Raw genomic sequence first — 25,319 nt, forward strand, 5'->3', positions numbered from 1 at the left:
TATGACTTAACCGTAGTTTTATATTCGAGCAAACTATATACGATATATGATAAAGTTGCAACTTCATTTTTGGATGCTGAACTAAAATGTGTGCTATTTTATCATAACTCAAGCGTTAACCTTCATAAGGCAATCCGCTTTGTATTTTTGCATACGTCGTTCACATGATAACTTCTTTTACTTGTACAAATGCTTTCAAGTATTTAATCATTCATGCCTTTGCCATCCAATATATAATCAATATATTTTTCTACTCGATTTTCACGTGTTGCCGCTCTCTTTGCCTGACCAATATGATACATATATTGCCTTTGTCTACCAGGCGTTAAGTTATTGAATGCTTCTTTTAATTCTGGCATTGCATCTAATTTTGCTTGTAATTCTTCAGGCATATCATAGTCTTCAGTTTTTTTCATAGGTACTTTCTCACCTGATTTTTCTATTCTAATCGCTTCTTCAACATACCATTTAATCTCGTCTCTACGTTGATTAACTTCATCTAAACTTTCGAAACGTAATTGTCTTGCTGCTTGTACATTTTTAGTTTGTTGTATAAGTGATTGATAAGGATCTTCCATAATAGCACCTTTTTCAAAAAGTAATGCGCAATAATGCTTAAAGTCTTGTATGATAACGACATTTTTATCATCTAACGTGTAGCAAGGATGCATCCATTTATAATCTTCAGTTAATTCCGTTTCATTTATAATTTAACGTAAAATTTTAAATTCCTCTTGCCATTGTTTCAATCTATCAATAAATGCATTTACTTTAATATTTTCTTTTTCATTAGTCATAAAAATTACACCTCTTAATAATTTTTTTATTAACTTTATTCTACTATGAAAACCTTTGATTTATCTATAATTAGCTTTTTCAAAAACTTAACTCTTGTTTTCCGATAAGTTTACTATGAATTAAGGGATAATTATGTTATAATTTTTTTATTATTTTTAAAAATACATATAATTTAGAGGTGATTGAATGCAACAAGCAACAAACTTAAAAAAAGTATTAGGCTTTACGGATGTAATGGGTATTGCTATAGGTCAAATTATCGGTGCTGGCGTCATGTCGCTAACAGGCATTGGCATACAAATGACCGGAAGTGGTATCACACCCGCATTTATCTTATCCGCAATCATTACATTACTAACGATGTTCCCAATTGCCATATTAGGATCCACATTACCTACGACTGGTGGTATGTATCAGTATACAAGTCGTTTATTGTCCCCTAAAATCGGGATATTTTGGTTATTATTATTCATCTTTTTACAGGTTACATTATCTTTATATGCTTTATCATTCGCACAATACTTAGAAGGACTCTTACCAGGTATTCCTGTTAGACTTGTTGCTTTTGCCTTACTTACCATTTTATTTATTGTTAATATCATTGGTATTAAGTCAGCATCTATCATTGGTAATTTAATGGTTGTCATTCTAATTATTGCTTTGTCTTGTTTTATCATTTTCGGTCTTCCACATGTGGATTTTGGTGTTTTTAATATGCATGCCATGCTTCCGGATGGATTCACAGGATTCTTTACTGCCGTTGGGCTTGTTTCGTTTGCAACTGGTGGCGCGCAAGTTGTTGCTGAATTAGGTGGAGAAATGAAAAATCCAAAAAGAGATATTCCAATAGTCATTATCATTGCAACTATATTTGTAGGTTTGTTATACGCTTTTATCGCTTCTATTGCTGTAGGGGTACTCCCAATTCCAGAGGTTTCTGGCAGACCATTAACGAGTGTTGCGCAAGAAGTCTTGCCGACCCCAGTATTCATCTTCTTCATGGTTGGGGGCGCAATGTTCGCATTAGCGACTACACTCAATTCAACGTTTACTTGGGTAACTAAAAGTTTATTAGTTGCAATACACGATGGTTATTTACCTAAACGTTTAGGTAGTGTGAACAAACGATTTGGTACACCTCATTGGCTTTTATTACTTTTCTACATTATTGGTGCATTACCTATTATTACAGGTATGTCACTAAATGTTGTAGCACAGTTAGGTACTGGGATTTCATTAATTGTTTTTGCTTTTCCAGCTTTAGCTTCTACGCAACTACCCAAAAAATATCCAGATGCTTATAAGCAATCGCCGTTTAAAGTACCCTATCCAATACTTGTAACGATGGCAATCATTGCTATTATTGTGCTATTGTATCAATCTTATTTATTAATTTCTGATTTAAAAATAGGTTATATTATTGGTACATTAATTTATATTTTACTTTCCGCTATTATTGCGCAAGTTTCTAATAAGAAAAATAAAATTGCACTTAGCGATATTCATTTTAATACAGCCCAATCAATAGAAAAATCAACTTTATAAATTAAAAAAAGGACTTACATCCTCTCTTCTACATTGAGAATGTAAGTCCACTTTTATATACAAAGTACTGTTCATTTTATAAGTGTAATTGATTTACCTTAGGCTCTATTAAATTTAGTCATTTGCTTTAGACTAATGATTAAAATAAAAGCTACGAATGCGATGGCTGCAGTGAAGTACGTAGTTGCTAAAACATCTATTTTAGAAACAACTAGACCACCGACAATACCACCAATGCCGATACCCGCATTTAAACTAGACATATTCCAACTCATCACTTGGCTTGTATCACCTTCAACATGTTCTATAATACCACTTTGAACAGCTGGATTTGTACTCCATTGCATGATATTCCATATGAAGATAATCATTAATAATACGCCTGTCACTGATAAGAATAAATTCAACAGTAACATCATCGTGATAAATATAATAGTGGCAATCGTTAGCCAACGTTTACTCGTCAATTTATCTGAAAGGAACCCACCCATCGATGTTCCAATAACACCTGCAACACCATTGATTAATAATACAATCGATACGAAGGATAAGTCATGACCACTTGATAACATAAGTGGATTAATATAAATAAATGTCACAGAATTTGCAACTAGCAATAAGAATGTGATAGCTAAAAACTTAGCGACTTCTCCTGGTCTAAGTATTTTAGAATAATTACTTTCACGCTGCTTAGTACTAGACTCTGTATTTACCGTTTGATATTGAGGTTGTGGTACATAGAAATACATCAATATACCTACTAACACACTTACAAAGACAATAAATAAGAATGTATATCTCCATCCAACTAAGTCACCGATAATTGTCCCAATTGGTACACCAAGTACATTTGCGCCACTAAAGCCTGAATAAACAATACCTATCATTTTCCCTCGATGTTGTGGCGCAGTTAATAAAGCTGTTAGCGCTAATATTTTAACCACGATAAGTGCTGCTGCTGCAGATGATATGATGCGTCCAAATACTAAAATAGAAAAATTAGGTGCAAAAGCAATGATCATATTTCCGACAATAAAAACAAGCAATGCATATAATAATACAGGTCTTGGAGAAAACCGATTCGTTAATTTCACTAATATAGGTCCTGCAATGGCAAATGTGATGGCATAAAGCGTCACTAACTGTCCAATAATCGCTTCCGAAACATGCAAGTCAATGCTCATCAAATTCATAATCCCTGCAACCATCATTTCAACCATACCTACGATAAAGATACTCAAAATAAAGGTGGCAATTCTCATAATCGACATCTTTTCACTCCTCCCTTAAATTAAGATGTAAATTTTTACATAACTATTACATTATAAACCATACGTCAACACGTTTGAACACTTCTGAATTTGCTCTCACAGCAAATATCCAACCATACAAAAAAAGAACCTGAGACATCAATAGATATCTCAGATTCGTGTTTATATTGAAACATAACAATAAAGCTCTGCTCAATTCTTTTTAAAATTTTTATTAAAATGCTGAACAGTGCTTTATATACTCGCCGTCTATCCAATATTTATGCGTCTTCTTGGTTTAAATGTCTACTTATCAGTTGATCGCGGTGATTAAAGAATTGTTTATAACTTAAATAAGTCGCAATAAGCGCAGACATAATCGTCGCAGTTGTGTGAATAAAGACAACCATTAATTGAAATTTAACAGCTTGTAACGGCTCTACGCCTCCAATAATTAAGCCGGTCATCATACCTGGTATCGAAACAATGCCATACGTTTTAACGGAATCAATTGTTGGTACAATCGCCGTTTTCACACTATTACGTATCGTTTCTTTAGAAGATAATTTGGGATTCGCACCAAGTGCTAACTTAGATTCAATTTGGCTCATTTCTTTCACAAATTCTCTATCTAAATTTTGATAGGCTAAATTTATAGCAATTAAACCATTACTACCTAGCATACCTGCAATCGGTATCACTTCATTAGGCTTAAACTCTATCGCCCCTGTTAAAACGACACCAACTAGAGGTAACGCTACACCAACAAAAATGGAAACAAACGAAATCCAAAATACATGATGCATTACTGGAGATGCTCTACTAATTGTATTCCACGAAGCATTAATAATAATGACTAGTACAAATACGATTAATAGCCATGTTTGATTCACACCAAATATAAAATGCAATAGAAAGCCGAGAATAATTAATTGAATAATTGCTCTAACCGTCGCAATTAATAAATCTTTAATAATATGTAATTTTTCTTTGTAAGAAACAATAATCGGAAAAAGTAAGAGGAGACCCGTTAATGCTAGTGCAGTTGTACTCATGATAAACGCTCCTCCTTATCGATTTTGCCATCCACAATTCTAATTTTCTTTTTAAAATGTCTATTACTTTGATCATTACTATGTGTAATCCATAAAATAGCAACGCCTTCATCAGCCAATTTAAAGATTAAGGATTCTATTTTTTCACTATTATGCACATCCAAAGCACTTGTCGCTTCATCTAGAAGCAATACCTTTGGTGTGTACATGAGTTGTCTCGCTATCGTAATACGTTGTCTTTCACCACCGGATAAATGTTCAACACGTGTATTAAAATTATAATGACCTAAACCTACTGTTTTCAATAAACGTTTAGCTTGTTTACGATCGAATTTATCTTGTCTAACTTCTGCTGGAAAAGCTAGATTTTCTCCGATAGTTCTATCAAATAAATCACTTTCTTGTAATAGATAACTTACATTCATACGTAGTTGTTCTGGGTTTATTTGTTCGTAAGGCTTATCATTTAAATATAGTTCTCCTTTTGTTGGGCTAATCAAATTACTAATCAAACGCAACAATGTACTTTTACCACTTCCGGAAGGCCCTACAATTGCTATCGTATCGCCTGCCTCAATTTTTAAATTTATATCATTGATAATATCCCGGTTATCTATCTTATATGTTATGTTTTTTAGTTCTAACATAGAAGCCCACCTTTTTTAATTTCTCGCATTACTATTCCCTAACTTTTCAATTTTAATAGCTTGTTTCATCAATAAGCTCAAAAATCATTTATTTTAAAATAACGATAGCTATAAATGATATGAGATTATTTAATGCATGTAATGTTATTGAAACGGCCAAATTCATTCCGCTCTTCACATATACAAAGGCTAAACCAGCCCCAATGATGAGATAACTACCGATTTCAAATAGTGATGTTGCACCTAACACATGCACACTTGCAAATAATATCGTTGAGAGTATCGAGGCAACAGTATATGTTATCTTTTTGCCTAACTCATGAATAATTAAATGTCTAAATAATAGTTCTTCGATGATTGGTGTGAGTATGACAATATCTATAAATAGAAATGGTAACATCCAATTATTTTCAAACATTTTTTCTAAAAGCATTTGATTTTGAGTTTCTGTATATTGCAATCCTTTAGGTAAAAATTCCATCATCCAATCATATAAACTATTTAATCCAAGTGTGACAATATAAGTCGCCACGATGATAAACAGATATTTAGGGATTGCAAGAATGCGTTGGTTGGAAATCGGTATTAAACGATCTTTTAAATGCATTGCATAAAAACTAACTAATATAACGATTTCGGCAAGCAAGCCACCCATAATTAGTATGTTTTCATCAGTTACAAAAGTTTCATTTTTAAAATTAAATACTGAATAGACAATATATATAGCAGCAAATAACAAGAGTGGCATGATGTTATTCGCTAATAAATAAATTGGAATAAGCCAAAAATCTCTTTTTACAATTTTTTTGTTATCCCAAACACTTATATCTTGCTGATTATTATTTTTTAATTCGGTTGATTTCTCAGTCATATGACACCTTCCTAATTCGTACATATACTAAATATATCATGTCTACTTATAGTGTATATACAAATTATTAAATTTTTTATCAACTTCCTTTCTAAAATATTATAATCTCAAATAACTTACTTATTCAACTCACTATATTATTGTAATATGTTCATTTTGTTGTACTATATAATTAACATAAGGGGGGGCTGATTTTTATGACTATATTAACTACCTTGCAATTTATCGTTAATATTATAATTGTATTCTTTTTATTTAGTGTTCTGGTAATGGGGGCAGTGTTACTTTTTAAAGATAAACGACAAAAGCAACATAGTGTGCTACGCAATTATCCACTACTTGCACGCATACGTTATTTTGGAGAAAAAATTGGGCCTGAATTACGTCAGTATCTATTTTTGGCTGATACCAAAGGTAAACCATTTACAAGAAATGATTTTACAAATATTGTCGTTGCGGGTAAATATAATTCTAGAATGACAAGTTTTGGAACACAACATGATTATGAAGATGGTTTTTATATACAAAACACGATGTTTCCTTTACAAACAGCTGAGTTACATATCGACCAATCACCTATGATTTCTTCTTTTATTTATAAAATTGATAACGAACGCTTGTTTAACCGTGATGAACATAGAACAAAAGTTGAAATAGATCCTTACTATTTATCAGATGAAGACCAAATTATATTAGGTGCTCAACTTAAGCATCCATTTAAAATAAAACGTTTAGTAGGTCAATCAGGTATGAGTTATGGCGCTTTAGGTAGCCGTGCTATCACTGCCCTTTCAAAAGGGCTGGGTCAAGCTGGTACATGGATGAACACGGGCGAAGGTGGTTTATCGGAACATCATCTATCTGGAAACGTTGATATTATATTTCAAATTGGACCAGGCTTATTTGGTGTTCGTGATAAAGCAGGAAAGTTTGACCAACAAGCCTTTATCGATTTATCCCATAATCAACATATTAAAGCATTTGAAATCAAATTAGCACAAGGCGCCAAAACACGTGGTGGCCACATGCAAGGCAACAAAGTCACAGAAGAAATCGCTTCTATAAGAAAAGTAGAACCTTGGGTGACAATAAACTCACCTAACCGTTTTGAGCATATCGACAGTCCAGATGCCTTATTGAATTGGGTCCATGAATTACAACAAACCGGACAAAAACCTGTTGGCTTTAAAATGGTCATTAGCAAAGTATCTGAAGTAGAAAACCTTGTTCGTACAATGGTTGAAAATCAGCAATATCCTAATTTCATTACCATCGACGGAGGAGAAGGCGGTACTGGTGCAACATTCCAAGAATTAGAAGATGGTGTCGGCTTACCTCTATTTACAGCGCTTCCTATTTTAACAGCATTATTGGAAAAATATGGTATTAGAGATCAAATTAAAGTTTTTGCATCAGGCAAATTGATAACGCCAGATAAGATAGCTATCGCATTAGGACTTGGCGCAGACTTGGTAAACATCGCCCGTGGCATGATGATTAGTGTTGGGTGTATTATGAGCCAACAATGTCATATGAATACTTGTCCAGTAGGTGTGGCAACGACTGATCCTAAACGTGAAAAAGGATTAATCATCGATGAGAAAAAATATCGTGTCACTAATTTTATTACAAGTTTACATGAAGGCTTATTTAATATTTCTGCAGCTATAGGCGTAGATTCCCCTACAAAAATTACAAAAGAACATATTATCATTAAAAATAAAGATGGTGGTATCCAATCTATACAGGACTATAAATTAAAATTAATTGAACACGCTTAACTGATTAAGTTCGCTAAAGTTAAAGTAAATAATAAGCATTGAACTACTCAATACTTTTGCAATTCACATGATTTAATCCAAGCTAAGCCAAAAAAATCTCAAGCGTTAAATTTAACGCTTGAGATTTTTTTATTTTATAGATTACTTTAATTTAGAAATAGCTTCATTTAACAATGACTCAATTTTATCTTGTTCATCTTTTAACGGGTTAAATTCAAATTTTTTGTCATTAATAAATACAGTGGGTATCCCTTTAATACCGCGTTCAAAAGTTTCTTCATTGATTGCTAAAGAGCGTTCATCTGCATCTTTTTGAGGTGTTAAATTAAATTCATTTGCCATTTTATCTTCAACAGTGGCAAAACTTGCTTTCCATTGATCTTGTGTATCGTATAATTGGCGAATAATTGCTAATGTTTCTTCAGGATTGTCATAATTTAAATGAATGTTTGCAACTGTTCCTTTTAATAATGCTTGTTTTGTTTTATCAAAATGTTTAACGACATGTTGCACTTCACCTGACTCAATATAAGGTGTGAGTGCATGATCTGCTGCTTTAAAATAGTTCTTGCAGAACGGACATGCAAAATTGATAAACGACTCAATTGTTATTGGCGCATTTTTCGAACCAAATGTTAGATGTTTAACTTCTGTCATAATTAATCCCTCCACTTTATCTATAATACTATTGAAACATGACACATTACATATTGCACTCATTTAGTCTTAGTATTTTAGTAAGGATTAACAATCATTGTTGTTTCTTATGATTTGAATTTGTATTCAATCAAAAAACTATATTATTAAATTCTAAATGGTAAAATATAGATACACATTAATTTTTAAGGGGGAATTCTTATGAATGATTCAGTAAAATTACTAAAATCACTAACGGATGTCGATGGCATTGCTGGACACGAAATGGCAGTCAAAGAATTAATGAACGATTATTTAACACCCGTAAGCGATGAAATTATCGAAGACAATCTTGGTGGTATTTTTGGTAAAAAATCAGCTACTAATGGAGATAAAACATTAATGGTTGCAGGTCATCTAGACGAAGTTGGTTTTATCGTTACTAAAATTGATAACAATGGTTTCTTAAAATTCACACCCATTGGCGGTTGGTGGAACCAGGTCATGCTTTCGCAAAAGGTAACGATTACAACAGATGAAGGTAAAAAAATCAGAGGTATCATCGGTTCAAAACCCCCTCACGTATTATCACCAGAGGAACGTAAAAAAACAATTGATATGAAAGAAATGTTTATTGATATTGGTGTTAAGAGTAAAAAAGAGGCAGAACAATTTGGCATCGAAATCGGTAATATGGTGACGCCATACAGTGAATTCGAAACATTGGCTAATCAAAAATACTTAACTGCTAAAGCATTTGATAACCGCTATGGCTGTGCACTTGCCATAGATGTATTACAAAATTTAAAGAATGAAGCAATAGATATCAACTTGGTGGCTGGCGCAAATGTACAAGAAGAAGTCGGTCTGCGTGGCGCCAAAGTTGCTGCCAATAAAATCAAACCTGATTTGGCAATTGCCATTGATGTTGCCATTGCTTATGATACGCCAGGTATGTCAGGTCAAGTCAGTGATACGGCTATTGGTAATGGGCCGGTTGTGATTATTATGGACGCATCCAACATTGGTCATGTTGGTTTCACAAAACATATTAAAGACGTAGCTAAAAAACATAATATTACTGTTCAATTAGATACCACTGCTGGTGGCGGTACTGATGCCGGCAGCATTCATGTCGCTAATGAAGGCACACCAACCGTCTCTATCGGGGTTGCATTGCGTTACATGCATTCTAATGTGTCCGTTTTACACACAGATGATTATAAAAATTCGGTAGCGCTTGTAACTGAGATTGTAAAATCATTAAATAATGATGTTGTCGATCAAATTATCTGGTAATATTCGCTAACCTAATTATAAATTAAAATCCACACAGAGACTGAGTTTAATCAGTTACTGTGTGGATTTTACTACATTTCACATTCGTTCATAAAAACAGCTACCAAATTATTTCGTTGTATTTTTCCAACTATCATCACTTAACATTTCTCCTGGCCATGTATACGCCATAACACCACCATCTATTGTGATAGACTCACCCGTTATAAATGAACTGTCATCAGACGCAAGGAAGGCTACAAGTTTGCCAACTTCTTCAGGTGTTCCTAATCTACCTAATGGTGTAACCCATTTTTGATTATCTCTAAATGCTTTACCCGCTTCATCTTCAGCCGTACCTGTTAATTTATCTACAAGTGGTGTTTCAATCGTACCTGGTGAAATAGCATTTGCTCTAATATTTTCACGACCATATTCAATCGCAGTCGAACGCGTGAAATTAATGACCCCACCTTTGGCTGCATTATAACCTGAACGATTTAAATCTGCAGCTAATCCAGAAAATGATGCCGTATTGATAATCGAACCGCCCTCATCCATCATAAGCGGTAGTAAAAATTTAGTCATTAAAAATGTACCTCTTAAATCAACACCTAATATCTTATCGAATACTTCAACTGGATATTCATGAATACGCCCCGCCGCATTATCAACACCAGCGTTATTAAAGAGCACGTCTATTTTTCCATACTTTTCTTTAATTGCTTGAGCAAAGCGTTCAACTGCGTGCGCATCGGACACATCGACGATATAACCTGAAGCTGTATTGCCTGCATTATTGATTTCTTTGACAGTGTCATGCACTTTTTCTGAAATATCCACTGCCAATACATGCGCACCTTCATTCGCTAATACTTTTGCTGAGGCAGCACCAATACCTGTACTTGCACCTGTCAAAATAGCGATTTTGTTATTTAATCTTCCCATCATTCATCACTTCTCCTATCTAAAAAATGTATTTCCAGTTCTGTAAAAAACGTTTCTTTATATAATTACCTTTTCTAGAAAATTGAAACTTGATTACGCTTTTTGATACTTTTTTACATGCATATGTGTAAATTTTTTCTTAAGCACATATTTATTTTCAGAATATTTGTTCAATTAAAAAGATTATTCTGATATACTTACGCTAACTTAATTAGGAGGTAGTACATATGACTTCAAATACAAAGCATAAACCGACACTCGTAGATAGATTTTTAAATATTGTAGAAAAAGTTGGTAATAAACTACCTGATCCTAGTATTTTATTTTTCTTGATGTGCTTAGGACTTGCTATTATCACATGGATTGTTTCACTATTTCACATCACCGTAAAACACCCTGGTACAGGAGATACAATTGCTATTAAGAGTATTTTAAGTAAAGACGGTCTAATGATGATATTAAATGATGCTGTGAAGAATTTTTCTGAATTCCCAGCTCTAGGTCTCGTATTAGCTGTTATGCTTGGTGTAGGTGTGGCTGAAAAAACAGGTTATTTTGACAAATTAATGGTTCAAGTTGTACATAAAGCACCTAAAAAATTTATCGTTCCAGTCATCATACTTATTGGAATCTTAGGTAATGCAGCTGGTGATGCTGCACCTATCGTTTTACCCCCGTTAACTGCCATGGTATTTATTAAATTGGGATATCATCCTATTGCAGGATTAGCGATGGCATACGCATCAGCCATTGGTGGGTTTTCAGCAAATATCATGATCGGTATGTCAGATGCCTTATTATATGCATTTACTGAACCTGCGACTAAAATTGTTTCTGACAATGTTCATGTCAATGTGGCCATGAATTGGTATTTTATTGCTGCAAGTGTACTTGTTTTACTCCCCGCCGTTTATTGGGTAACTATGCGCTTTGTTATTCCAAGATTAGGTTCATACGACGACTCAAATTCTGATATTCAAGTTGATGATGAAAATACTGGACTGACAACAGAAGAAAATCGCGCTGTATTTTGGGCAAATATAAGTTTTTTCATCATGATTGCGTTACTTATTATTTTAGCTATACCTCAAGGCAGTTTTTTAAGAAATGCTAAAACAGGTAGCTTACTTAACGATGCCCCTATTATTAATGGCGTTGGGCTAATTATCCTTGTTTTATTCTTAGTACCTGGTTTAGTTTATGGTTTAATGATGAAGGAATTTAAAAACTCTAAAGATTTAGGTAAAATGTTAGCTGATTCTATGTCGTCGATGGGTTCATTTATCGTCATCGTATTTTTTGCAGCACAACTACTAGCATTTTTAGAATGGAGTAATTTAGGCGTTATCGTTGCTGTTAAGGGAGCCGCCTTATTACAAGGTCAAAATGGCATCATACTTATCTTAGGCATTATTTTGTTAAGCGCAATCATCAATTTATTGATTGGTAGCGCTTCTGCCAAATGGGGCATTTTAGCACCTATTTTTATACCTATGCTCATGCTTGTAGGTTTCCATCCTGCTTTCACACAAATGCTTTATCGCATCGGAGATTCAATAAGTAATCCGATTACACCGATGATGCCCTACCTACCACTGTTATTATCATATGCACAAAAATATGATAATAACATGAAGTTAGGTTCATTATTATCGAGTCTAATGCCTTATACAATTGTGTTAAGTATCGTATGGCCTTTATTTATGATTATCTGGTATTTATTAGGTTGGCCATTAGGTCCAGGCAGTCCTTTACAGGTTAAATAAACGATTATAACCAAGCATACAAGTAGCGATGTTACTGTATGCTTGGTTTTTTTCATCATTATCATTCAAACAATTGACTTATTTGTATTTACATTGGACAATATGAAAATTTTTAATCACAAATTTTATTTTTTAATGTAATATATAGGAAAGAACAGGGTAAACAAAATAGAGCATATGATAGAACCTCATTTTTTACATAGGAGGCAAACATGGAACGTATAGGATTAATTGATATCGGTTCAAATACAATCAGGTTAGTTATTTTCGAATTTGATAAAAAAACAGGTCTAAACGAATTATTGAACATTAAAACACCAGCAAGGCTAAGCCAATATTTAACAAAAGATTTGGCGATGAACAACGAAGGTATTGAAGTATTAACTAAGACATTAAGCAGTTTTAAAACTGTAGCAGATAAGTTTGAAGTAACTGAATTACATCCCATTGCTACAGCGGCAATTAGACAATCAACAAACAGAAACAAAATTATTGAAAACATCAAAAAAGAACTGAATATAAAAATCAAGTTAATACCTGAAGAAGAAGAAGCATTTTATGGTTTTTATGCCATTACTCATACCACAGACATCCAAGATGGTGTTTCTGTCGACATCGGTGGTGGTTCTACAGAAGTTACACTTTTTAAAGACAAAAAGTTAATAGAAGCACACAGTTTTCCATTTGGTGTCGTCACTTTACAGCGTAAATTCTTTGACGGTAAAGATCATAATGATAAATCTTCAATCAAAGATATGGAGAAATTTTTATCTAAACAATTTGATCAACTCGCTTGGTTAAAAGACCAAGAAGTCGCTTTAGTTGGGATAGGCGGTTCAGCTCGTAATGTTGCACGCATCCATCAATCTGAACATTCATACCCTATTGGCGGTGTCCATAATTATACAATGACGGACGATAATATCGATGAGGTATATTCTATACTTAAAAAAAGTTCTCGTGATGAATTGAAAGACATCGATGGTTTAAGTAGAGATCGTGTAGATATTATACTGCCTGCTGTCTCCGTCTTTAAAGTACTGTTTAATAAAATAGAAGCTTCGCAGTTTACATTTTCTCGTAAAGGTTTACGCGAAGGCTATGCCATGAATATTATTAGTGAGCGTTATCCAACAGAATTTAAAAAAGAAAACATTAGAAAAGATGCCCTTTTCCACTTAGCTAATGAATATGGCATAGAGGAATCGAGCGCAAATCAACGTGTTAAATTGGCACAGTCTTTATTAAAACAACTTATCAATTTAGATAAAATTGAGGTATCAGATGACGAAAAAACATTATTTGCCGAGGGTGCTTACCTGTATTACTTAGGTAGATTTATTGATTCAGATTCTAGTTCACCGCACACATATTATATTATTGCTAACTCTATGATTGATGGTTTCAAACATGAGGACCGCGTTAAATTAGCATTGCTTGCAAGTTTTAAAAATAAATCACTGTTAAAATTCTTTAGTCATGAGACGGAATGGCTACGTGGTAAAGAATTGGATAATGTTCAATCACTTGGTGGCATTATAAAATTTGTTAATGCGCTCAACATCTCTCATACAAGTGCTGTTGAGTCGATAGATTTAAAAGAAAAAGATGGCGAGTATACATTATACGTTTACTATAATGGTGCACCAATTGCTGAAGAATATCAGTCACTTCGTCAAAAAAAACATATTGAGAAAATTTTAAAAGAAAATCTTTCTATTATCTTTACAAAATCTTAAAATTCATATGATACGGTATACGTAGCAAAATATGTATTTTAGACTACAACGAGGTGTATAAAGCGTTATGCATAGAAATTTGGGAGATAAAGACTTAAATTTACCGCAATATTATAATAATAGAGAGCTTAGTTGGTTAGATTTTAACTACCGTGTATTACAAGAAGCACAAGATAAGAACAACCCACTATTAGAACAACTTAACTTTATCTCTATATTTAGTTCGAATTTAGATGAATTCTTTATGGTTCGCGTAGCGGGCTTACAAGATCAAGTCAAAATGGGATACGATAAACCTGAAAACAAAGCACAATTAACACCTAAGCAACAACTCGATCAAATTAAGCTAAAGAACAAGGAAATTGTTGATTTACAATACAAGCGTTATAACGAATTAATTGATGACTTAAAACAATATCAAGTAGAAATCATAAAACCAGAACAACTACCTGACGATTTATTGCCTCAACTTGAATCAGAATTTAAGTATGGCATCTTGCCAACACTAACGCCCTTAGGGATTGATGCTTATCATCCTTTCCCTAAATTAAATAATAAAAGCTTGAATATTTTTGTAGATATCGATACAGAAGATGATATTAATTCTGCTATCGTTCAAATACCTTCACTTATTTCTCGATTTTATTCATTTAACAAAGGTGATAAACAATATATCATTTTGATTGAAGATATTATCACCTACTTCATTAACGACTTATTTTCAGGATATACGGTCTTGAACACATTTACGTTTAGAATCACACGTAATGCTGACTTAACTATTCATGAAGATGGCGCAGAAGATTTATTAATAGAAATTGAGCGCTTCTTAAAAGAGCGTAAACGTGGTACTGCTGTACGTTTAGAAGTAGATGGCCGACAAGCGACACATGAGGATATTGTGTGGATTATCAACCAACTAGATGTGCACGATAATGAAGTCTATTTTGTAGATGGGCCTCTCGATTTAACCATGTTGACTGATTTAGTTGACCACCTATCCAATAAGCTGAAATATTTGAAATATAATAAATATGTCCCACAAATACCTCAATCTCTAGGAAATCACAATATTTTTGATTTATCTTTAAAAAGAGATATCTTCTTCCACCACCCATATGAATCATTTGAACCTATTGTTGATTTTATACGGGAAGCAGCTGAAGATCCAAATACTATTGCAATAAAACAAACACTCTATCGTGTAAGTAAGGATTCTCCTATTATTAATAGTTTGAAAAATGCAGCTGAAAATGGCAAACAAGTCACTGTGCTTGTCGAATTAAAAGCACGTTTTGATGAGGAAAACAACGTACATTGGGCAAGAATGTTGGAAGATGCAGGTTGTCATGTTATTTATGGTATGACACATTTGAAAACACATAGTAAAATTGCACTCGTTGTTAAGCGAATGAATAATAAATTAACTTCATTCATTCATTTAGGTACTGGTAACTATAATGATAAAACAGCGAATATTTATACCGATATGGGACTGATCACAACGAATGCTGAAATTGCTGAAGATGCGATTAATTTCTTCAATTATTTAAGTGGCTATTCAGTAAAACCTGAATATAACAAATTGATTGTCGCACCTTTCGATATTCGTGATGTCTTTTTAGCTAGAATAGATAACGAAATCAAATCACATCGTGAAAATGGTAACGGTAAGATTATCATGAAAATGAACTCATTAACGGATAAAGATATCATTCTTAAATTGTTTGAAGCATCCTGTGCAGGAGTAAAAGTTCAATTGATCATTCGTGGTATTTGTTGTCTCAAGCCAGGTGTTCCAGGAATCAGTGAAAACATTGAAGTCGTAAGTATCGTTGGTAGATTCCTAGAACATTCACGCATCTATCATTTCCATAATAATGGCGACGACATCATATATCTTTCTTCCGCCGATGCAATGACTAGAAATATGATTAAACGTGTAGAAATTTTATTCCCAGTTGAAGATAAAGATATTGCGAAACGTTTATTAGATTATATGAACTTACAACTCTCAGATAACCAAAAAGGACGTTACCAAGATGAATTAGGTCAATATCATTATATTGAAAATAATTTATCACCTTTAAATTCTCAAGCATTTCTAATGAAAGAAGCTATGGATTATGGCCAACAATTAAAAGAGGATAATACACGCCCACAAGTTATGTCTGTTAACGAGCGTAAAGGCTGGTTTACTAAAATACGTAAGCAATTCAGAAAGTAATTTGTTAGTAAGATAGCTTAGACAAAGCAGTCATTTTAACTAGTCCACAAAGAGTCAGGAACATTCAAAGTTGTTCCTGACTCTTTTTTGTTTATATTTCATCAATCATTTTTCTAACTTACAATTAAAATAAGCAATCACGCTAATTTGTAAAAATATTATCGTTCACTCTGTGTAAACCCATTTTTAAATCGAGTCAATGGTTCTAACTACAATAACCAATATCATCATATTATATCGGCGAATCAGGCGATTTCATCTATTTCTTGTTATAATTAATGTAGCGTGAAATTTATATTTCGTACTGTTATTAAAATGATACGGAGGTATTAATATGAACGATTTAGCAACACTTAAAAAAGATTTCCCTCTCATAGATAGTATGCAAAATTATAAGCCTATTTTTTGGGAAAACACAAATTTTCGTAAACCAGCGTCATTAGCGTTTACTTTAAAAGATATGGAAGACGCTGCGCAACGACTTGAACGATTTAGTAGTTACATAAGCACTGTATTCCCAGAAACGGAAAATAATCATGGCCTTATTGAATCACCTTTAAAACACATACCTTTTATGCAAAATACTTTGACAAACTTAGAGTCCTTACCCACTGAAGGTAAGCTATGGCTAAAATGTGATAGTCACCTCGCTATATCTGGATCAATTAAGGCGCGCGGTGGTATCTATGAAGTACTTAAATTAGCTGAAACGATAGGGATGCAAGATGGCGATTTAAAAGAGACAGATGATTATCGTGTACTGGCTGAGCAAAAATATCAAGGTCTGTTTAGTAAATATAATGTTGCCGTTGGTTCAACCGGTAATTTAGGATTAAGTATCGGTATTATGAGTGCAAAACTGGGCTTTAAAGTGACGGTTCATATGTCTACAGATGCACGTCAGTGGAAGAAAGATCTTTTGAGGTCACGTGGTGTGGAAGTCATAGAACATCAGTCAGATTATCAGTACGCTGTAGCAGAAGGAAGAAAACATGCTGAAAACGATCCTACCTGTCATTTTGTGGATGACGAAGGTTCATCTGACTTGTTTTTAGGATATACAGTCGCTGCATTAAGATTAAAAGCACAATTAGCTGCTGAAAATATACAAATAGATGCTGAACACCCTCTATTTGTCTACATACCTTGTGGTGTCGGTGGTGGCCCAGGAGGAGTGACGTTCGGTCTAAAACAAGTCTTTGGAGAACATGTTTATTGTATTTTTACTGAACCAACACATGCCCCTTGTATGTTATTAGGTATGATGACGCAATTACACGATAAAATTTCAGTTAAGGATATTGGCATTGATGGAAGCACAGATGCGGATGGTTTAGCAGTTGTACGTCCATCTCGCTTAGTCGGGCAAATTATGAATACGTTACTCTATGGTATACAGACTGTATCTGATAGCGAAATGTATCGTTATCTATATCTTTTAAGTGAAAAAGAAGATATCTTTATTGAGCCCTCTGCCGCGTCAGGGTTTGCTGGCATTAAATCAGCAATAACATTAGCCAAACAACAGGGCGTCCAAATGAATCAAGCAAATCATATTGTATGGGCAACTGGTGGTAATATGGTGCCTAAAGAAGAAATGCTAAAATATGTTAATCATGGTAAATCTTGCTTATAAGTATTAATCCCTTGCACTTTTTTAAATGCAAGGGCATTTTTATACCGCTTAACCAAAAACATTTTCAGAATATTTATTGAATTCTAAAAATAAATGTGTTAAAGTATTCTTTATTAATTTACTTTAGTTCGGTAGAGAAACAAAGTATATGCAAAGGATGGTTTTAATATGGATGCAGCAACAATCATTAATAACAAAGAAAAAGAACTTAACTTTTTAAAGCATTTTCAACAAGCTGACTTTAACTTAGTAGATTTTAGCTTTATTGAATCTCTAGCTTGGCAAACATTGAATAAAGATGATTTACAGCAAATGACTGAAAGAAGTTTCTGGCAACATGACCATCATATCTTTGCATTACGTAATGATTTCACCGACCAATTATTGCGTTATTACAGTAATTATCCTCCGCGTCATCAAAAAGTAGTTTATGCGGGACCGATTGTTCGTGATAACCATGTCTATACGCAATTGGGTATCGAACATTACAACCCTACCATAACGGATATGCAGGAAGATTTTATGACGTTTTATAAATATATACAACAATATCTTAATGACGATATCGATTTTGTCATTTTAGGACATTATCAACTTATCGATTTACTGTTAACTACTAAAGAACAAACAATAACGATTTTAAAATTAGTACAAGAGCGTAATATTTCAGAACTTTCATCCGAACTTGGCACTTCTCATGCGCTTGTTCAATTATTGACAACAAAAACAACGGATCAATTAGATTTACTAAGTCAACTCTTTCCTTACGATCATCGTACAATACAAGCTTTGCGTCGTTGGGAACAGTGGTTTAAGTCATTAAATGTAAAAGATATACATTTAGATATCACACCACAACCGCCTCGTTCATATTACAAAGGTGCATTTTTAAAATGTTATCTAAAAAATGATAAAAACCACCAACTTACGGGAGGTTTCTACAAAGGTGAATTAGATGGTTTTGGATTAGGTTTTATATTATAAATAAAAGGAGTTCTTATTATGCTTACAGTAGCTATAGCCAAAGGTCGATTATTAAAAAGCTTTATTACTTATTTAAAACAAGCTAATGAACAAGAACTAGTAGATGCATTAGAAAAACGAGAACGTCAATTATTAATTTCTGTAGGATCTATTCAAATCGTATTAGTTAAAGGTAGCGATGTCCCTATTTATGTAGAACAAGGTGTAGCTGATGTCGGGATTGTTGGCAGTGATATTTTAGAAGAAGGAAATTATACAATTAATAATTTGGTGGATTTACCATTTGGAGATTGTCATTTTGCTTTAGCTGCTAAACCAGAAACTTCTTCTTTCAATAAAATTGCTACGTCGTATGTAAAAACTGCACGTGCCTACTTCGAAGCACAAGGTATAGATGTAGAATTGGTAAAACTATCAGGTTCTATTGAATTAGCTTGTCTCGTAGAAATGGTGGATGGAATAGTAGATATTGTACAGACTGGTACAACACTAAAATCAAATGGCTTAGTTGAAAAAGATACGATTAAACCCATTAACGCGAAACTTATCACAAATAAGCAATCCTATTTTAAAAAATCATCTGAAATTGATGCTTTTTTATCAACACTGGAGGTGTCACTCATTGATCATAGATAAAACGCTATTTTTGAAAAAGTATTTAAACCAATCTTCCTTAAATGAAGACCTATACCCCATCGTAAAGGATATTTGCGAAAACGTCAGACTTCACGGAGATGATGCCCTCAGAAATTATAATCAACAGTTTGATCAGGTAGAGACTTGCAATTTAGAAGTCGCTTATCAAACTTTAGAAAATGCCTATAATCGCCTAGACAGTGATTTACGTGAGGCCTTACAACAAAGTCACGCGCGTATTCAATCTTACCAAGAATCCATTAAATGGACTAAGCAACAAGGCACATCAGATTGTTATGAATTGTATCATCCTTTAGAACGCGTTGGCGTATATGTACCAGGTGGTAAAGCCAGTTACCCATCAACCGTCTTAATGACAGTAACACTGGCAAAGGTAGCTGGTGTAAAAAATATATCTGTAGTCACGCCCCCACAACTAAATGGTATACCAGATATCGTATTAGCCGCCTGTTATATCTCAGGTGTCGATAACGTTTATCAAGTTGGAGGTGCTCAAAGTATTGCTGCCCTAGCTTACGGTACAGAAACATTGCCAAAAGTTGATAAAATTGTAGGACCTGGTAACCAATTTGTTGCCTATGCTAAGAAATACCTCTTTGGTCAAGTAGGAATTGATCAAATCGCGGGCCCTAGTGAAATTGCATTAATTATTGATGACTCTGCTGATTTAGACGCCATCGCATATGATGTATTTGCACAAGCAGAGCACGATGAACTTGCAAGAACTTTTGTCATTAGTGAAGATGAAGCATTATTAAAACAACTTGAACAAAAAATACAGCACATACTTCCTCAAATTGAACGTCAATCAATCGTTCAAGCAAGTTTAAATGATAACCATTTTTTGATACATGTGAATAACTTTAGCGAAGCGTGTGATTTAATGAATCTCATTGCACCAGAACATGCTTCAATACAAACAGTTTCACCACATGATTATCTAAATCATGTCCGTTACGTCGGCGCACTATTCTTAGGTTATTATTCACCTGAAGTTATTGGTGACTATGTCGCTGGCCCAAGTCACGTACTGCCAACCAATCAAACAGCTCGATTTACCAATGGTCTATCTGTTAATGATTTTTTAACACGTCATTCAGTGATAGATTTATCAAAAGATACATTCGATACCGTAGAACTGACTGCGCGTAAATTAGCCCATGTTGAACAATTATATAATCACGAACAATCCATAGAAATTAGAACATCAAAGGAGTTTAACGATGATAAGAATTAACAAAAATGAAAGCCCACTTCGCCCTTTAACAGAAGCACAACTCACATCGATTATACATCATGCTTCATTTAACTTTTATCCAGATGAAGAATATGAACGATTTAAGGCAGGTTATGCGCGTTATTATAATCTATCACCAGACCAAATTATTGCAGGTAATGGTTCTGATGAATTAATTCAAAAATTAATGCTTATCATGCCAGAAGGTCCAGCATTAGCACTTAATCCAGATTTCTTTATGTACCAAGCCTATGCCGACCAAGTTCATCGACCAATAGCGTTTGTAAATGCAGATAACGACTTAACATTTAATCTAGAAAATATATTAAGTCGCATTGAAACAGTGCAACCCGCATTCTTTATTATGAGTAATCCACACAATCCATCTGGCAAGCAGTATAATCTAACATTTTTAACTGCAATTGCAGATAAAATGAAAAATATTGGTGGTTATTTTGTTATTGATGAAGCTTATTTAGATTTTGGGGATGCCTACACGCTTGAATTGCAACCACATGTTCTTCAAATGCGTACCCTTTCAAAGGCATTTGGTATTGCCGGTTTACGTTTAGGCGTGTTAATTGGAACACCTGAGACGATTCAACTTATACAAAGTATTGAACATCCTTATCCATTAAACACACTCACTTTACACATTGCACTTTTCATGTTTGAACATATTGATAAGACACGCACATTCATTGAACATCAGCGTGCATTAGCTGTTAGATTAAGACAAATGTTCCAAGATAATGTTAGCGATATAATGAAAGTCTTCCCTTCATCAACTAACTTTGTCTTAACAAAAGGATCCGCAGCGCAAAGTCTTGGCCTTTATATTGAAGATCATGGCTTCTTACCTAGACGTTATGACGAACCAAACATGAACGATTATGTAAGATATTCCATCGCCACAGACGACCAGTTAGACCAATTAGAACAGCTCATTAAATCATGGAGGTCACAATATGATATTTCAAAAGAAACGTAAGACTGCAGAAACAGAGTTATCAATCATTTTAGCCGATGACAAACGAACAAGTGAAATTAACACAGGGGTTGGTTTCCTAAATCATATGCTCACACTCTTTACGTTTCATAGTGGGCTGTCAATTATAATTGAAGCAAATGGAGATACCGATGTAGATGATCATCACGTAACAGAAGATATTGGCATCGTACTAGGTCAGCTATTATTAGACATGATTCGAGAACGCAAATCTTTCCAAAGATATGGTGTGAGTTACATCCCTATGGATGAAACTTTATCTCGTGCTGTAGTTGATATTAGTGGACGCCCTTATTTATCGTTTAATGCCACTTTGAGTAAAGAAAAAGTAGGCACATTTGATAGCGAATTGGTTGAAGAGTTCTTCCGTGCTTTGATCATCAATGCACGTTTAACTACGCATATTGATCTACTTAGAGGCGGCAATACGCATCATGAAATTGAAGCCATATTTAAATCATTTGCCCGTGCATTAAAAATGGCACTTTCAGAAAATGATAATGATAACATCCCTTCATCTAAGGGTGTGATTGAGTGATTGCGATCATTGACTACGGATTAGGTAATGTAAAAAATGTTCAACGCGCAGTTCAGTATTTAGGATACGATGCGATATTGACCGATAAGTATAACGAAATTGCAAATGCTGATGTCGTCATCTTACCCGGTGTAGGTCACTTTAAAGATGCCATGCAAGCAATTAACGAGCGCGGTTTAGCAAATATAATCACATCCATTACGGATAAACCAGTGATTGGTATCTGTCTCGGTATGCAACTATTTTATCATTGGAGTGCAGAGGGTGATGTCAAAGGGTTAAATATTTTCCCGGGAAATATAATTCCAATACAGTCCCCTTATCCTGTACCGCATTTAGGATGGAATAATCTAATAAGTAAACACCCTTTATTATTACATGATGTTTACTTTGTCCATGCGTATCAAGCTGAAATGTCACAACATGTGGTTGCTTACACAGAATACGGCACAAAAATCCCAGCAATTGTGCAATATCAAAATTATATCGGCATTCAATTCCATCCAGAAAAAAGTGGTGATGATGGATTAGCAATACTTAATCAAGCACTGAAAGGCGGATTTCAAGATGATCAAACTATGGCCGGCAATTGATTTAATCAATGCTACTAGCGTGCGACTTACTGAAGGTAAATACGATTCAGAAGTTAAAATGGCGCGTAGCGCAGAAGAAAGTGTACTTTTCTACAATCAGTATCAGTGTGTAGACCGAATTCATATCGTCGATTTAATTGGTGCAAAAAATCAAGTATCCATCGAGAGTGACTATATCAATCAATTACGCTCACTGACTGATAAACCTATGGAAGTTGGCGGTGGTATTAGAGATAGAAATACCATTGACACTTACTTTAATAATGGTATTGATTATTGTATCATCGGCACCAAAGGTATAGAAGATTTAGCGTGGTTATCGCACATGACACAAGCATTTCCAAATCGTTTATATCTATCCATTGACGCTTACCGTCGACAAGTCAAAATTAATGGCTGGGAAGAAGATGCTGGCCTCGATATCTTTGATTTATTACAACAAGTAGAAGCTCTCCCACTCGGTGGTATCATTTACACAGATATTTCTAAAGATGGCAAACTCGAGGGCCCTAATTTCGAAATCACACAACAATTAGTTCAAGCAACTCAAAAACCAATTATTGCTTCTGGTGGTATTCGTCATCAACAAGATTTAGCCCAATTAGAATCCATTGGCGTTCATGCAGCCATTGTTGGCAAAGCTGCACACAACGCTACCTTCTGGGAGGGATTGTCATGATTAAAAAACGCATTATTCCATGCTTAGATGTCAAAGATGGTCGCGTCGTCAAAGGCATTCAATTTAAAGGCTTGCGTGATATTGGCAACCCTGTAGATTTTGCACTTTATTATAATGAACAAGGTGCTGATGAACTTGTTTTCTTAGACATTTCACGTACAGAAGCTGGACATGATCTTATACTTGATGTTATTTCGGAAACAGCAGAAAAACTTTTCATTCCATTGACAGTTGGCGGTGGTATTTCAACCATTGACGATATCTCTCAATTATTAAACCACGGTGCAGATAAAGTATCCTTAAATTCAAGTGCACTTAAAAATCCAAGTTTTATAAAGGAAGCCAGCGAAAAATTTGGACGACAATGTATATGTATCGCCATAGATAGCAATTACGATAGCGAACTAAATGATTATTTTTGTTACACACACGGTGGTAAACAGCGAACGGATAAACGCGTTTATGATTGGGTTCAAGAAGTTGAAGCCCTAGGCGCAGGTGAACTTCTCATTACAAGTATGACGCACGATGGTATGAAACAAGGTTTTGATGTCTCACACTTACATGAAATTGAAAAACTTGTGAATATTCCCGTTATCGCTTCTGGTGGTGGCGGAAATCCTGAACATTTCGTTGACTTGTTTAAAGAAACAAACGTTTCAGCGGGACTTGCGGCAAGCATATTACACGATAAAGAAACAACTGTGAATCAAATTAAATCATCAATGAAACGAGGAGGTATTCCAGTAAGATGACTACTCAAGAGCCTGATTTTGACAAAGGACTTATCCCTGTTGTATTACAAGATGTACGTAACAAGCAAGTGCTCATGCTAGGATATATGAATGAAACTGCCTATCAAAAAACACTCACTGAGGGGATTGTTACATTTTACTCTCGCTCAAAAGAACGTTTATGGACTAAAGGTGAAACTTCAGGTCACACTCAAATAGTGAAACATATCCATCTGGATTGTGATCAAGATACATTGCTTATTGAAGTACTTCCAAACGGACCAACCTGTCATACAGGTAATCAAAGTTGTTTTAATACGTCCGTACCTTTTAATGTGCAACAACTTGAACAAACAGTTGCAGCAAGTGCGCAGGCAGATAAAAGTAATTCGTATACTCAATATTTATTAAAAGAAGGACTTGAAAAAATAACTAAAAAATTTGGTGAGGAAGCATTTGAAGTGGTGATTGGTGCAATGAAAGGCGACGTTGAAGAAGTGACGAATGAAACCGCCGATGTTATGTATCACCTTTTTGTATTATTACATGCTTTAAATATTAAATTTGAAGAAGTTGAAAAAGTACTAGCAAAACGTCATCAAACAGCTAATAATTTTAAAGGCGAACGAAGTGATATTGATCACTGGTAAGCGTCAAAATAAACTAAGCACATCATAGATATCAAATTATATAAATTCGATGACTATGACG

General features: G+C 34.2%; 22 protein-coding genes and 1 pseudogene. 16 read left to right on the forward strand and 7 right to left on the reverse strand.

What is annotated here, in order from left to right:
- Positions 1-203: 203 nt before the first annotated feature.
- Positions 204-797 (reverse strand): annotated as a pseudogene (locus tag KA893_RS05455) (YdeI/OmpD-associated family protein).
- A gap of 187 nt (positions 798-984) precedes the next feature.
- On the opposite strand from KA893_RS05455, the gene KA893_RS05460 reads away from it, so the two are divergent.
- Complete coding sequence (locus KA893_RS05460) at positions 985-2,343, forward strand: APC family permease (RefSeq protein WP_069821580.1); 1,359 nt, start codon at positions 985-987, stop codon at positions 2,341-2,343.
- Positions 2,344-2,441: 98 nt separating this feature from the next.
- On the opposite strand, the gene KA893_RS05465 is transcribed toward KA893_RS05460, so the two are convergent.
- The 4 genes from KA893_RS05465 to KA893_RS05480 form a co-directional block, all read right to left on the reverse strand.
- A complete protein-coding gene (locus KA893_RS05465) occupies positions 2,442-3,614 on the reverse strand; it encodes an MFS transporter (RefSeq protein WP_002482402.1) in 1,173 nt (390 codons plus the stop codon).
- A 260-nt stretch (positions 3,615-3,874) separates the two neighbouring features.
- Positions 3,875-4,648 (reverse strand): ABC transporter permease, encoded by a 774-nt coding sequence (locus tag KA893_RS05470; protein WP_069821581.1) that lies wholly within the window; start codon positions 4,646-4,648, stop codon positions 3,875-3,877.
- Positions 4,645-5,295 carry an ABC transporter ATP-binding protein gene (locus tag KA893_RS05475; protein WP_002482400.1) on the reverse strand — a complete coding sequence of 217 codons (651 nt, stop codon included), beginning with the start codon at positions 5,293-5,295 and terminating at the stop codon, positions 4,645-4,647. Before KA893_RS05475 ends, KA893_RS05470 begins: the two co-directional genes overlap by 4 nt.
- An 88-nt stretch (positions 5,296-5,383) precedes the next feature.
- Positions 5,384-6,166, reverse strand: a complete 783-nt coding sequence (locus KA893_RS05480; protein WP_041079269.1) for a CPBP family intramembrane glutamic endopeptidase — start codon at positions 6,164-6,166, stop codon at positions 5,384-5,386.
- Positions 6,167-6,363: 197 nt separating this feature from the next.
- Here KA893_RS05480 and KA893_RS05485 point away from each other — a divergent pair, with 197 nt between their 5' ends.
- Positions 6,364-7,947, forward strand: a complete 1,584-nt coding sequence (locus KA893_RS05485; protein ID WP_041079270.1) for an FMN-binding glutamate synthase family protein — start codon at positions 6,364-6,366, stop codon at positions 7,945-7,947.
- Positions 7,948-8,088: 141 nt separating this feature from the next.
- Here KA893_RS05485 and KA893_RS05490 read toward each other — a convergent pair whose 3' ends face one another.
- Positions 8,089-8,604, reverse strand: a complete 516-nt coding sequence (locus KA893_RS05490; protein WP_069821582.1) for a thioredoxin domain-containing protein — start codon at positions 8,602-8,604, stop codon at positions 8,089-8,091.
- A 201-nt stretch (positions 8,605-8,805) separates the two neighbouring features.
- Here KA893_RS05490 and KA893_RS05495 point away from each other — a divergent pair, with 201 nt between their 5' ends.
- Entirely contained in the window at positions 8,806-9,882 is a 1,077-nt protein-coding gene (locus KA893_RS05495; protein WP_069821583.1) for a M42 family metallopeptidase, read from the forward strand.
- Positions 9,883-9,990: 108 nt separating this feature from the next.
- Here KA893_RS05495 and KA893_RS05500 read toward each other — a convergent pair whose 3' ends face one another.
- Entirely contained in the window at positions 9,991-10,809 is an 819-nt protein-coding gene (locus tag KA893_RS05500) for an SDR family oxidoreductase (protein WP_037537770.1), read from the reverse strand.
- A gap of 227 nt (positions 10,810-11,036) precedes the next feature.
- Between KA893_RS05500 and KA893_RS05505 the strand changes: the two genes are divergently transcribed.
- The 13 genes from KA893_RS05505 to hisIE all read left to right on the forward strand — a co-directional run bounded on the left by KA893_RS05505 (position 11,037) and on the right by hisIE (position 25,258).
- Complete coding sequence (locus KA893_RS05505) at positions 11,037-12,575, forward strand: AbgT family transporter (RefSeq protein WP_069821584.1); 1,539 nt, start codon at positions 11,037-11,039, stop codon at positions 12,573-12,575.
- Positions 12,576-12,787: 212 nt separating this feature from the next.
- A complete protein-coding gene (gene ppx, locus KA893_RS05510; protein ID WP_069821585.1) occupies positions 12,788-14,314 on the forward strand; it encodes an exopolyphosphatase in 1,527 nt (508 codons plus the stop codon).
- A 67-nt stretch (positions 14,315-14,381) separates the two neighbouring features.
- On the forward strand, positions 14,382-16,541 hold the full coding sequence (locus KA893_RS05515; RefSeq protein WP_069821586.1) for an RNA degradosome polyphosphate kinase: 2,160 nt from the start codon (positions 14,382-14,384) through the stop codon (positions 16,539-16,541).
- A 334-nt stretch (positions 16,542-16,875) separates the two neighbouring features.
- Positions 16,876-18,177, forward strand: coding sequence for a D-serine ammonia-lyase (locus KA893_RS05520; RefSeq protein WP_069821587.1), 1,302 nt, complete (start codon positions 16,876-16,878; stop codon positions 18,175-18,177).
- Between the two features lie 168 nt (positions 18,178-18,345).
- Positions 18,346-19,161: an ATP phosphoribosyltransferase regulatory subunit gene (locus KA893_RS05525; RefSeq protein ID WP_069826163.1), complete on the forward strand. Its 816-nt coding sequence runs from the start codon at positions 18,346-18,348 to the stop codon at positions 19,159-19,161.
- A gap of 18 nt (positions 19,162-19,179) precedes the next feature.
- Positions 19,180-19,797 carry an ATP phosphoribosyltransferase gene (hisG, locus tag KA893_RS05530; RefSeq protein WP_002482389.1) on the forward strand — a complete coding sequence of 206 codons (618 nt, stop codon included), beginning with the start codon at positions 19,180-19,182 and terminating at the stop codon, positions 19,795-19,797.
- Positions 19,787-21,055, forward strand: a complete 1,269-nt coding sequence (gene hisD, locus KA893_RS05535; RefSeq protein WP_228160984.1) for a histidinol dehydrogenase — start codon at positions 19,787-19,789, stop codon at positions 21,053-21,055. Before hisG ends, hisD begins: the two co-directional genes overlap by 11 nt.
- On the forward strand, positions 21,042-22,046 hold the full coding sequence (locus tag KA893_RS05540) for a pyridoxal phosphate-dependent aminotransferase (protein WP_002482387.1): 1,005 nt from the start codon (positions 21,042-21,044) through the stop codon (positions 22,044-22,046). Before hisD ends, KA893_RS05540 begins: the two co-directional genes overlap by 14 nt.
- Positions 22,024-22,602 carry an imidazoleglycerol-phosphate dehydratase HisB gene (gene hisB / locus KA893_RS05545; protein WP_002482386.1) on the forward strand — a complete coding sequence of 193 codons (579 nt, stop codon included), beginning with the start codon at positions 22,024-22,026 and terminating at the stop codon, positions 22,600-22,602. Before KA893_RS05540 ends, hisB begins: the two co-directional genes overlap by 23 nt.
- Positions 22,599-23,195 carry an imidazole glycerol phosphate synthase subunit HisH gene (hisH, locus tag KA893_RS05550; protein WP_002482385.1) on the forward strand — a complete coding sequence of 199 codons (597 nt, stop codon included), beginning with the start codon at positions 22,599-22,601 and terminating at the stop codon, positions 23,193-23,195. Before hisB ends, hisH begins: the two co-directional genes overlap by 4 nt.
- On the forward strand, positions 23,170-23,874 hold the full coding sequence (hisA, locus tag KA893_RS05555; protein ID WP_069826162.1) for a 1-(5-phosphoribosyl)-5-((5-phosphoribosylamino)methylideneamino)imidazole-4-carboxamide isomerase: 705 nt from the start codon (positions 23,170-23,172) through the stop codon (positions 23,872-23,874). The genes hisH and hisA overlap by 26 nt, the downstream gene beginning before the upstream one ends.
- Positions 23,871-24,629 carry an imidazole glycerol phosphate synthase subunit HisF gene (gene hisF, locus KA893_RS05560; protein ID WP_210125614.1) on the forward strand — a complete coding sequence of 253 codons (759 nt, stop codon included), beginning with the start codon at positions 23,871-23,873 and terminating at the stop codon, positions 24,627-24,629. The genes hisA and hisF overlap by 4 nt, the downstream gene beginning before the upstream one ends.
- Positions 24,626-25,258, forward strand: coding sequence for a bifunctional phosphoribosyl-AMP cyclohydrolase/phosphoribosyl-ATP diphosphatase HisIE (gene hisIE / locus KA893_RS05565; protein WP_002482382.1), 633 nt, complete (start codon positions 24,626-24,628; stop codon positions 25,256-25,258). Before hisF ends, hisIE begins: the two co-directional genes overlap by 4 nt.
- Positions 25,259-25,319: the final 61 nt, after the last annotated feature.

It is taken from the genome of Staphylococcus sp. GDY8P126P, from assembly GCF_017891965.1.
GTDB classification, from domain to species: domain Bacteria; phylum Bacillota; class Bacilli; order Staphylococcales; family Staphylococcaceae; genus Staphylococcus; species Staphylococcus saprophyticus.